The organism is Neisseria arctica (genome assembly GCF_022870905.1).
Classification (GTDB): Bacteria; Pseudomonadota; Gammaproteobacteria; order Burkholderiales; family Neisseriaceae; genus Neisseria; species Neisseria arctica.
In genome coordinates, this window is record NZ_CP091510.1 from 1135349 (window position 1) to 1146990 (window position 11642).

General features: G+C 47.1%; 11 protein-coding genes. 2 read left to right on the plus strand and 9 right to left on the minus strand.

Going from position 1 to position 11642, the window contains the following annotated elements; genetic code table 11:
• Nucleotides 1–159: 159 nt before the first annotated feature.
• The gene (locus LVJ86_RS05135; protein ID WP_047761345.1) at nt 160–2418 is read right to left on the minus strand and encodes a nitric-oxide reductase large subunit; all 2259 of its coding nucleotides are present in this window, start codon (nt 2416–2418) and stop codon (nt 160–162) included.
• 390 nt (nt 2419–2808) lie between these two features.
• Here LVJ86_RS05135 and nirK point away from each other — a divergent pair, with 390 nt between their 5' ends.
• Nucleotides 2809–4296: a copper-containing nitrite reductase gene (gene nirK / locus LVJ86_RS05140; protein WP_047761346.1), complete on the plus strand. Its 1488-nt coding sequence runs from the start codon at nt 2809–2811 to the stop codon at nt 4294–4296.
• Between the two features lie 119 nt (nt 4297–4415).
• Entirely contained in the window at nt 4416–5171 is a 756-nt protein-coding gene (locus LVJ86_RS05145; protein WP_047761347.1) for a formylglycine-generating enzyme family protein, read from the plus strand.
• 99 nt (nt 5172–5270) lie between these two features.
• Here LVJ86_RS05145 and pth read toward each other — a convergent pair whose 3' ends face one another.
• From pth to hscA, 8 genes are all read right to left on the minus strand, one after another.
• Nucleotides 5271–5846 (minus strand): aminoacyl-tRNA hydrolase, encoded by a 576-nt coding sequence (gene pth, locus LVJ86_RS05150; RefSeq protein WP_047761348.1) that lies wholly within the window; start codon nt 5844–5846, stop codon nt 5271–5273.
• Between the two features lie 85 nt (nt 5847–5931).
• Nucleotides 5932–6219, minus strand: coding sequence for an RnfH family protein (locus LVJ86_RS05155; RefSeq protein WP_047761349.1), 288 nt, complete (start codon nt 6217–6219; stop codon nt 5932–5934).
• On the minus strand, nt 6212–6643 hold the full coding sequence (locus tag LVJ86_RS05160) for a type II toxin-antitoxin system RatA family toxin (protein WP_047761350.1): 432 nt from the start codon (nt 6641–6643) through the stop codon (nt 6212–6214). Before LVJ86_RS05160 ends, LVJ86_RS05155 begins: the two co-directional genes overlap by 8 nt.
• A gap of 181 nt (nt 6644–6824) precedes the next feature.
• Nucleotides 6825–7316 (minus strand): peptidylprolyl isomerase, encoded by a 492-nt coding sequence (locus LVJ86_RS05165; RefSeq protein WP_047761351.1) that lies wholly within the window; start codon nt 7314–7316, stop codon nt 6825–6827.
• A 103-nt stretch (nt 7317–7419) separates the two neighbouring features.
• Nucleotides 7420–8367, minus strand: a complete 948-nt coding sequence (gene trxB / locus LVJ86_RS05170; RefSeq protein ID WP_047761352.1) for a thioredoxin-disulfide reductase — start codon at nt 8365–8367, stop codon at nt 7420–7422.
• A gap of 109 nt (nt 8368–8476) precedes the next feature.
• Complete coding sequence (locus tag LVJ86_RS05175) at nt 8477–9046, minus strand: hypothetical protein (protein WP_047761353.1); 570 nt, start codon at nt 9044–9046, stop codon at nt 8477–8479.
• Between the two features lie 138 nt (nt 9047–9184).
• The gene (gene fdx, locus LVJ86_RS05180) at nt 9185–9526 is read right to left on the minus strand and encodes an ISC system 2Fe-2S type ferredoxin (protein WP_047761354.1); all 342 of its coding nucleotides are present in this window, start codon (nt 9524–9526) and stop codon (nt 9185–9187) included.
• A gap of 97 nt (nt 9527–9623) precedes the next feature.
• Entirely contained in the window at nt 9624–11486 is a 1863-nt protein-coding gene (gene hscA, locus LVJ86_RS05185; RefSeq protein WP_047761355.1) for a Fe-S protein assembly chaperone HscA, read from the minus strand.
• Nucleotides 11487–11642: the final 156 nt, after the last annotated feature.

The following is an 11642-nucleotide window of genomic DNA, read 5'->3' on the forward strand; positions in this document are numbered from 1 at the left end:
CCATATATCAGGAATGATTGGTTCGTATCGCTAACCAGATGGCGGTAGATATAGGCCGTCTGAAAAATTATAGCGGTAATATAAGTAGAGACAAAAAACAGCCGAAGCGTTGAAATACCGTTTCGGCTGTTTGATTATGATTTTACTGTTACAGAATGTTTATACTGCTTTGTGGTTTCGTGCAAATACGATTTTACAGGCTTGCCATGCTACGCAGCAGGCACCGCCGATAAAAATCAGGTCGGCGATAGTGCGCACCCAGCGCAATGTATCAAGCAGATCTTGTTGCATAAACCCTTCACTTCGCGCATACCACAGACCTTGAGAAATGCTGGCATAAGCCTGAATAACACCTATGGGCAGAAGGCTGATTACAACCATTAGGGTAAGGCCGATGTTCAGAAGCCAGAAGCCCCAAGTCATCAGTTGGTCGTCAAAATGGACGTCAGGTTTCAGATAACGTGCAACCAGCAATACAAAGCCCAAGGCTAAAAAACCATAAACACCGAAAAGAGCGGAATGGGCATGTACGGCAGTAGTATTTAAGCCTTGCAGATAAAACAGGGAAATAGGCGGATTGATTAAGAATCCGAAAACACCCGCCCCCACCATATTCCAGAAAGCTACTGCCACGAAACACATCAGCGGCCAGCGTAAGCGACGCGCCCACGGAGCGGCGTGTTGGTATGACCAATGTTCATAAGCCTCTTTACCAAGCAAAATCAGCGGAACGACTTCCAGCGCGGAAAATGATGCACCGACTGCCATAACCGGAGTGGTCGTGCCTGAAAAGTAGAGATGGTGGAATGTGCCGGGAACGCCGCCTACCATAAATAAGCTGGCAGAAACTAGTGAGGCGACGGTTGCCATTTTCTTGGTGACCAAGCCCATGTTATAGAAAATAAAGGCGAGCGCGGCGGTAGCGAATACTTCAAAGAAACCTTCAACCCACAGATGTACGACCCACCAACGCCAATATTCCATAATAGTAAGGCTGGTATGTTCACCATACATCAAACCGGGGGCATAGAACACGCCTACCCCTATAATCGATGCGACAAAAATAGCCAATAAGTTTTTATCGCCGTTTTTATCTTTAAAGGCATTTACCGTACAACGCAGCATCAACCACAACCATAAAAGCAAACCCACCATCAGCAGGATTTGCCAGAAACGTCCTAAATCAAGATATTCGTAACCTTGATGGCCAAACCAGAAATTCAAATGCGACGGAATCATATGGCTAAGAGCAAAGAAGTTGCCGGCATAAGAACCGCCCACCACGATAAATAACGCGATATACAGCAAATTAACACCCAAGGCTTGATATTTCGGATCCTTACCGCCGTTTACGATAGGAGCAAGAAACAGGCCCGCGGTTAGAAAGCCGGTAGCAATCCAGAAAATAGCCGATTGGATATGCCAAGTACGAACGAGGGCGTAGGGAAACCACTCGGAAAGGTTGATGCCATAAAACTGCTGGCCTTCAACGGTATAGTGTGCGGTTACACCGCCCAGCAATACCTGTACCACAAAGAGGGCTACAGTTAGGAAAACATATTTGCCCAAAGCTTTTTGTGAAGCGGTAAGAGTGATCTTTGCAATAGGGTCTTGCGCCACACTACCGGTTTCATGCTCGGCTTTGTTTTTATTGCTTAAGAAAGAGAAGCCCCAAACCAACAGGCCTACACCCAGAAGCAGGAAAACAATAGAAGCCAGAGACCACATATAGTTTTCGGGAGTCGGTACGTTATTGATCAAAGGTTCGTGCGGCCAGTTGTTGGTATATGTTGCGGTGTGTTCAGGGCGGTTGGTAGAGGCGGCCCATGCAGTCCAGAAGAAGAAGTTAGTCAGCTTTTTACGCGCCTCTTCGCTCGGCAGCGTGCCGTTTTTCATAGCGAAGTGCTCGCGTGTAGTAATCATAGAAGGATCGTCACCGTAAAGGGTAATGTAATACGGGGCGACGGCTTCGATCGCTTTGATACGCGTATCGGAAAGCACGACTTGACCGTTATCTCCCATACGGCTTTGGTTACGGTATTCATCGCTTAAACGCTCGCGCAAACCTGCTTGGCGGGCACTGTCCAGCTGTTCGTATTTCTGACCGTATTCGGCTTGTGCGGTGATATCCAGCCAAGCGACTAACTCTCGGTGAAGCCAGTCGGCAGTCCAGTCCGGAGCCTGGTATGCACCGTGACCAAGAATCGAACCCAATTCCATACCGCCGGTACTTTGCCACGCGGATTGACCGGCCAGAATGTCTTCTTTTGTCATGACCACTTGGCCGGATGTGGAAACATATTGCTGCGGAAACGGCGGCGCTTGGCGGTAAACCTCAACACCTAAGTAACCGAGCAGGGAGAAAGTAATCGTTAGTACGGCAATTAAAGCGTACCAAAGCTTTTTATATTGTCCCATTATTGTGCTCCTAAAAAGGATGATTTGCGATGAATTAAAATTCATATTAAATGAATCTTTAGGAATTGTATCACGCACAAATTTGCGAGTCATGTATTTTTCAGATGGGATGAGTGAATGAGTGGTTTAAGTAAGTGAATTTTCTTTAAATATATATTATTTAATTATTTTAATAGGATGATTGAAGTATAAATGTCATTGTAGATATAAAGGGTTGATATGCAAAAATAAAAATCATTAGTATTTTTTTTGCAAATCAATCTTGTAAAAATATTCATATTTTTTGAATAAATTGATATGAATCAAGAATGGCGAAAGGCACTTGCAGCATAATTTGTAAAAAACAGTAAAACGATTTACTGCCAAAGCAACCTGATAAAAGGAACCATCATGAAACGCCAAATATTAGCTGCCTGCATTGCATCTTTATTCATGCTTGGAGCATGTGGCCAAGAAGAGGTTAAGCAAAACAACGTAACTGCAGCCTCTGCGGAACAACAGGCTGCATCTCAAAAAACGCAAGGAGAGCTACCGGTTATTGATGCCGTGGTAACCAGTGCGCCGAACGTACCGCCGCCTATTGATCGGGATTACGAAGCCAAAGTGGTGGTGAAAATCGAAGTGGTTGAAAAAGTTATGCAGATGGCCGATGGCGTAGATTACAAATATTGGACGTTCGGCGGTAATGTACCCGGGCAATTTATCCGGGTGAGGGAGGGAGACCAAGTAGAGGTTCAATTCTCCAACCATCCGGATTCCAGTGTTCCGCATAATATCGACTTCCATGCGGCTACCGGCCCAGGAGGCGGCGCTGCGGCTTCATTTACGGCACCCGGCCACACTTCTACTTTCAGCTTCAAAGCCTTACAGCCCGGATTGTATATTTACCATTGTGCTACGGCACCTGTAGGTATGCACGTGGCCAACGGCATGTACGGTTTGATTTTGGTTGAACCTAAAGGCGGTCTGCCGAAAGTGGATAAAGAGTTTTATGTTGTGCAAGGAGACTTCTACACTAAAGGCAAATACGGTGAGCGCGGCTTACAGCCTTTTGATATGGAAAAAGCGATTAAGGAACAACCGGATTATGTCGTATTTAACGGCCATGTCGGTTCCCTCACCGGCGATAATGCTTTAAAAGCGAATGTCGGCGAAACCGTACGCCTGTTTGTGGGTAACGGTGGTCCAAACTTGGTATCGTCTTTCCATGTGATCGGTGAAATTTTCGATAAGGTTTATGTAGAGGGTGGCGATTTAATCAACAAAAACATCCAAACCACGCTGATTCCTGCGGGTGGTGCGGCCATTGTTGATTTCAAACTCGATGTGCCGGGCAGCTACACATTGGTTGACCATTCTATTTTCCGGGCGTTTAACAAAGGCGCCCTGGGACAATTAGTTGTAGAAGGGGATGAAAACAAAGAAATCTTCTCCGGTAAAACAGGTGAGAGTGTTTATCAGCCCGAGGGGGGTACGATTCAAACCGTTCCCCTCAGCGCAAGCGAAGCCGAGCGCGTGAAAGAGGGACCGTCTAAAGCAGCTAATAAAGAGGAGCAAATCAAGCTGGGTAAAATCGTTTACGAATCCAACTGTTTGGCTTGTCACCAAGCCAACGGCCAAGGCGTCGACGGTGCATTCCCGCCATTGGCAAAATCCGATTATCTGGCTGCCGATATCAAACGTGGTATTCATGCCGTGCTGCGCGGTGTAAGCGGCAAAATCGTCGTGAACGGCAAGGAGTTTAATAGTGTGATGCCCGCCATGTCGTTGAATGATGAACAAACGGCTAATGTATTAACTTACATTCTGAATGCTTTTGATAATGGCGGCGGACAAGTTACACCTGAGCAGGTAGCGGCAGAGCGTAACGCAAAATAAAGGTTGAGGCCGTCTGAAATGGTTCAGACGGCCTTTCAAATGTTAAAAACTGAGTAGGGCGTTTTTTTAAAATTACGCTTTTCCGATATGATGTGGTTTTTGATCACTTAGATAAAATAATGAAAAACTTTTCCTATTGGCTGGTATCTAGCTTTTTATTACTAGGCGGGTGTTTTGCATTTGCAGCGGAAATGGCTCAAATCAAAGGCGGCAGTTACCGGCCTTTATATTTGAAAAAAGATACGCCGATGATTGCGGTGAAAACTTTTTCTTTAGATAAAACCCCCGTTAGCAATAGAGAATTTTTTGCATTTGTAAAAAGCAACCCTCAGTGGCAGCGGGGAAAAATCAATAGCAAACAAAGTGATGCCCATTATCTGAAACATTGGGTTGCGGCCGAAGGCGGCTATCAGCCCAAAGCGGCTGAACTGGATTATCCGGTTACCAATGTTTCTTGGTTCGCTGCCCACGCATATTGTGCGGCCCAAAGTAAAAAGCTGCCGACCATAGATCAATGGGAATATGCGGGATTGGCCTCGGCAAAGCGCAAAGACGGAAGCTCTGAAGAGGGCTATAATCGTTTGATTCTCGATTGGTATGCCAAAGGTAGCAGTCAAGGCTTACGCGCCGTAGGCCGATCTGTACCGAATTATTGGGGCGTATACGATATGCACGGTTTGATTTGGGAATGGACGGAAGATTTCAATAGCAGCTTACTCAATTCGGGCTCGGCAGACAGTAGTATGTTTTGTAGTGGTGCGTCGGCCGGCAGTGCCGATCCGGGCAACTATGCCGCCTTTATGCGCTATGGTATGCGAACCAGTCTTCAAGCAAGATTTTCATTACATAATTTAGGTTTTCGCTGCGCAAAATAATCATTTATAAAACAAAGGCCGTCTGAATTTCAGATGGCCGTTGTTCATCACGAGGATTTAAAAGAGTGATATAGCGTAAGTTAAAGCATAATGGTTACATTATTTACTGTGTAGTTCCCTCATGGCTTCTTCGAATTCACCTGCCATGATTTTGGGTAGCCCGCGTAAGGATTTGGCGATACTGTCATCAATTTTTTGGCGGTCTTCCGCACTGGGTTTGTTTAATACATAGCCGACAACCAAATTACGATCGCCCGGATGATCAATACCTAAGCGCAGACGGTAATAATCGGGAGTGCTCAAGCGCGCTTGGATATCTTTCAAACCATTATGGCCGCCGTTGCCTCCGCCGAGTTTGAATTTGATGCGGCCGCAGGCAATATCCAATTCATCATGCACTACCATGATTTCGGAAGGCTTGATTTTATAAAATTGAGCCAAGGCGGCTACGGCCTGCCCGGACCGGTTCATGAAAGTATTCGGTTTCAGCAGCCAAACATCTCCTTCGGGGCGGGAAACACGCGCTACTTCACCGAAAAATTTTTTCTCTTCTTTAAATGTGGCTCTCCAAGCCCATGCGAGTTCGTCTACAAACCAAAATCCCACATTATGGCGGGTTTGTTCATACTCTTTACCGGGGTTTCCTAAGCCGACTATCAGTTTGATGGCAGACATTCTGTTCTCTTTAAATAAGGCCGTCTGAAAGATTTTTTATGAAACACTTCTCGCTATTGCTACGGTGATATTTCCGACGGCAGGATTATGCTTCTTCTTGTTGCTTGGCCTGTACGCGCAGGCGGCGTGCTTCTTTGGGGTCGATTAGAAGAGGGCGGTAGATTTCGATACGGTCTTTATCACGCAACAAGGTATCGTCTTTTACTCTTTTACCGAAAATACCTAAGGGAGCATTTTGCAAATCAGCTTCGGGAAAGTGCTGTTTTACCGCGCTGGAGAGTACGGCCTGTCGCGCAGTAGTTCCCTCCGCAACCTGCATGGTTAGCAGTATTTGTTTTTCGGCGGTTCCGTATGCAATTTCAATATTAACCATAACGGCGGTCGGCCTCTTTGATAAAAGCATCTACCAGCGTACCTGAAAGGTGGCTGAATACGGGTGAAATCAGAGTGGAAAGAAGGCTGCTGGAGAAGTCGTATTCGAGTTTGAATTCAACTTTGCACGCATCATCTCCCAAGGGAATAAACCGCCAATGCCCCTTCAGAGTTTTAAATGGGCCTTCAAGCAGATTAAGATGGATTTCCCTGCCGGGAATGTTATGGTTATGGGTAGCGAAAGATTGCTGAACACGCATATAGTCCATAAACAAGCGGGCTTTTAACTCCGTGTCGGTGCGTTCGATTACCTCGGTTTTGCTATACCAAGGTAGGAATTTTGGATAATCCTCAACACGGTCGACAAGCTCAAACATTTGTTCTGCACTGTGTAACACCAATACGCTTTTTTCTACGGTTTTCATTAGACTGGCTGAATAAGACTGCGGCAAAGGGCATTATTATAAACCAATCCGGAAAATATGTATGCGTTGCATGGCATTGCCGGTACGGTAAAAGTGTATATAGGGTAAAGATAAAAGTAAGAAATGCCGTCTGAATTTTCAGGCGGCATTTCCGTATGGGTCTATTATATATTATGACGGCTTAAACGATTTCTGCTTTGGTAATAACCACAGGATCAACCGGAACATCATCATGGTAACCATGGCGTTTGGTTGCTACACCTTCGATGGCGTCTACAACGTCTTGGCCTTCAACCACTTTGCCGAATACGGCATACCCCCAACCGTGCAGGCTCGGCTCGGTGTGGTTCAGGAAAGTGTTGTCTTTGGTATTGATAAAAAATTGTGCCGAAGCAGAATGGGGAGCTTGTGTACGAGCCATTGCAATGGTGTATTTGTCGTTTTTCAAGCCGTTTTGAGCTTCGTTTTGGATCGGATCACGGGTGGCTTTTTCGTTCATATCTTGATCCATACCGCCGCCTTGAATCATGAAGCCTTTGATCACACGGTGAAAGATTACTCCGTCATAAAAGCCATCTTTCACATATTGTTCGAAGTTAGCCGCTGTAATAGGGGCTTTTTCGTGATCCAGCTCAATGCCGATAACACCGAAATTGGTATGTAGTTTAATCATTTCGTTTCCTTTATTTCAAGTTGGTGGGAGCAGATATAAATATCCGTTTTCCTTTTGAGGCCGTCTGAACATACTATGTTAAGCCGGCCTCTACCTTATTTTATCAGCGTTGGCTATCCAGCCAGCGTTCGGCATCCAATGCAGCCTGGCAACCGGATGCGGCGCTGGTAATCGCCTGGCGGTAGGTGTGGTCTTTTACATCTCCGGCCGCCCACACGCCTTCGATATTGGTAGCGCCTACATTGTCGGCACTGCCTCCGCGCGTTTTCAAATAGCCGGTTTCATCCATATCGAGCTGGCCTTTGAAAATATCGGTATTGGGTTGGTGGCCGATGGCGATAAAGATACCTTTAACGGTGATTTCTTCGGTACTGCCGTCGTTATTTTTCAAGCGGGCACCTGTTACGCCCATATCGTCACCGAGCACTTCGTCCAGATTGCTATTGAGCTTGAGGATGACTTTGCCTTCTTCTACGCGCTTCATCAGCTTGTCTACCATGATTTTTTCGGCACGGAAGCTATCTCGGCGATGGATAAGGGTAACGGTATTGGCAATATTGGCCAAATAGAGGGCTTCTTCAACTGCTGTATTGCCGCCGCCGATCACTGCAACGTCTTGCTTTTTGTAAAAGAAACCATCGCAAGTCGCACAAGCCGATACACCTTTGCCTGCAAAAGCCTCTTCGCTGGGCAAACCCAGGTATTTGGCGGATGCGCCGGTAGCAACAATCAAGGCATCGCAAGTGTATTCGCCCATATCGCCTTTAAGAGTAAAAGGACGGTTTTGCAAATCAACGGCATTGATTTGGTCGAAAATCATCTCTGTACCGAAACGTTCGGCATGAGCCTGAAAACGTGCCATTAATTCAGGACCTTGAACACCTTCGGCATCTGCTGGCCAATTGTCGACTTCTGTAGTGGTCATCAGTTGGCCGCCTTGGGCAATGCCTGTAATGATGACGGGGTGCAGGTTGGCACGTGCCGCATAAATAGCAGCAGTGTAACCGGCAGGGCCGGAGCCGAGGATGATTAGTTTATGGTATTGACTCATCGCTTTTCCTTTGGATGATGTTTTCAGACGGCCTCTATTTTACTATAGCCTAGGCCGTCTGAAAGTATTGATAGTTTGGTTTTAAATACCTGATTGCGTCCGCAGTTGTTTAGCGGCGGCGCATACCGCTACGGCGGGCCGGTTTGCGGTAGTTTGGTTGTGCCTGCTGTGCCTTGCGGTAGTTGGGCGAGTTGGCTTTGTTGGCCTGTTGCGCCGGTACGCTACGGGTGTTCAGTTGTTGGCTTGTACGGCCTTGGTAGCGTGAAGATTGGTAGTAATTGCTGCGTACTTGTTGGGCTGTGGCCGAATTGGCAGGTGCTTTGGTAAATTTATTAGCCAACATATTGCCCAAAAACGCACCGGCGGCCGCACCTACCAAACTTTGCAGCAGCCAGCTGCCGGTTGATTGGTCATATACATATTCCTGCCCATCCGTACCGGTGACGGGCTGGCCGTTATTGCCATTTTGGAACTCTGCCGGAATAGTAGAGGCAACCGCATCAGGGTTAAGTTGATAAACGGTTTGGTCATCATTGGCAGCAGGGCCGTTTTGTTGCGCCAACTGTTGTTGAAGAGCTTCAATTTGTTTTTGTTGTTGTTCGAGTTGGGCTTGCGTATTGTCTTTACAGGCAGACAGAGCCAGAGCGGATAAAGCGGCAAGGGTAATATAACGTTTCATGCGTATTCCGTAGTTGGGTTGGTGACAGCGGCAATATGGGGCAAAGTTTTATAAAAATCAAGTAAAAGCAAGCCTTTTCTTAGGCTTGCTTTACACTATTGCTCGCTAAGGTTTGCACTAAAGGGCGCAAGGTTTGTATCAGTGATGCTCGCGGGCATGATTAATGGTGTATTTAGGAATTTCTACAACCAAATCTTCACCGGCTACTTTTGCTTGGCAGCCTAACCGTGAATCGGCTTCCAACCCCCAAGCCTGATCAAGCAAATCTTCTTCGATTTCGGTTGGCTCTTCAAGGCTGTCGAATCCTTTACGGATAATAATATGACAAGTGGTGCACGCGCAGGATTTTTCACAGGCGTGTTCCAATTCAATATCGTTTTCAAGCAAAATATCCAAAACTGAAGTGCCCTCGGCAGCATTTTCGATGGTTTTGCCTTCGGGACAGAGTTCTGCGTGGGGTAATACGGTAATTTTCGGCATGCGTGTTCTCTTGGTAGTGATTAAGCCTTAAAAGCCTTAAATTTATTAAATAATTTTTTCAGACGGCTTTGTAATAAAAAGGCCGTCTGAAAAGCGTTTACAGATTTTCTATACTTTGCCCGGCCAATGCGCGTTGGATGTTACGGTCCATGCGTCGGGCGGCGAAATCATCTGTGTTGTGTGCCAAGTCGGCAGTTGCATTGCGGATTTCTTCAGCGCTTCCTTGCGTCAGCAGGGCTTGCAGACCGGCTATTTTTTCTTCGATGGTATTGAGCTCTTGTGCCGATAACAAATCGGCATCTAAGGCCAAAGCCGCACGCACTGCTTCCATTAATCCTTCCGCTTCTACAGCAGCTTCTGCTCGTGCGCGTGCTGCCATATCATCTCCCGCGTTATTCATGCTGTCTTTAAGCATTTGGGTAATGGTTTCGTCGTCCAGACCATAGGCTGGCTTAACTTCGATTTGCGCTTGTACTCCGGTGGACTGCTCGCGTGCGGATACGGAAAGTAATCCGTCCGCATCAACCTGAAAGGTAACACGGATACGGGCCGCTCCGGCAACCATAGGGGGGATGCCGCGCAAGGTGAACTTAGCCAAGCTGCGGCAGTCGGCAACTAATTCGCGCTCACCTTGCACCACATGAATGGTCATGGCGGTTTGGCCGTCTTTAAATGTGGTGAAGTCTTGCGCTCGGGCAGTAGGAAGGGTTGAATTGCGCGGAATTACTTTTTCGACCAGGCCACCGTAAGTTTCAAGGCCGAGTGACAGTGGGGTAACATCGAGTAGAAGCCAATCTTCTTCATTTTTATTGCCCGCCAAAACATTAGCCTGGATAGCCGCACCAAGGGCGACAACCTGATCGGGATTAAGATTGTTGAGTGGGGTTTGGCCGAAGAATGTAGCTACGGCCTGCTGTACATGCAACATGCGTGTAGCACCACCAACCATAATCACGCCTTTGACATCGGCTTTGGTAATGCCTGCATCTTTTAACGCCTGTTTCACCGGTTCGATGGTTTTGGCAACCAAATGCTGGGTGAGGTTGTGGAATTCTTGCCGGGTGATTTGGGTGTCGATTTTGTGGCCGTCTGAAAGCTGTGCCTGAATGGTTGCGCTGGTCTCGGTAGTGAGCGTTTCTTTGGCTTCCCGTGTCAGGCTCAGCAAAAGCTGGCTGTCGGGCTCGGAAAGTTGGGAGAGTGTGTTTTTTTCAAGTAAGTAGCAGAACAAACGGTGGTCAAAATCATCACCGCCCAATGCGCTGTTACCTCCGGTAGCTTTAACTTCAAACAGGCCTTTGGTGAGCTTTAATACTGAAACGTCGAATGTGCCGCCGCCCAAATCATACACAACAAAGGTGCCTTCCGAACGATTATCAAGGCCGTAGGCGATGGCAGCGGCGGTAGGTTCGTTTAGCAGGCGCAAAACGTTTAAACCGGCCAATCGTGCTGCATCTTTGGTAGCCTGACGCTGGGCATCATCGAAGTAAGCAGGTACGGTAATTACCGCGCCGGTAAGTTCACCGCCCAAACTCTCTTCGGCACGCGCTTTTAAGGTGCGCAGAATTTCGGCGGAAACCTCAATCGGTGTTTTACTGCCTTGACGGGTGTGCATTTCGATAATGCGCTCGCTACTGCCGAATCGGTAGGGAAAGTAATGGTTATCGGCTTTCAGATCGGCAAGTGTTCTGCCGATTAAGCGTTTGGCGGAGCTAATGGTGTTGCTAGGGTCGATTTTTTGTGCTTTTAGGGCATCATATCCAACCTCTACGCGCTGGTCTTCGCAATAGCGGACCACAGAAGGTAGGGTAACACGGTCTTGTTTATCCGGCAGGCAAATTGCGCTACCACTTTTTACGGTGGCAACCAAACTGTTGGTTGTGCCTAAATCAATACCTACGGCGAGGCGGTGCTGGTGCGGAGCGGCGGAAAGGCCGGGTTCGGCGATTTGCAGTAAAGCCATAATGGTTTGTGCCTTAATGTTTTTATCGTGAATGGGGCGTATTTTAGCAGATTTGCAGCAGATAGTTGAGTGTTTTTGTCGGGATTAGATTGCTTTTATCGGTATGTTTGTAACGGCATATCTGCAAACCGTATCATTCGGTATTTTTCATACATT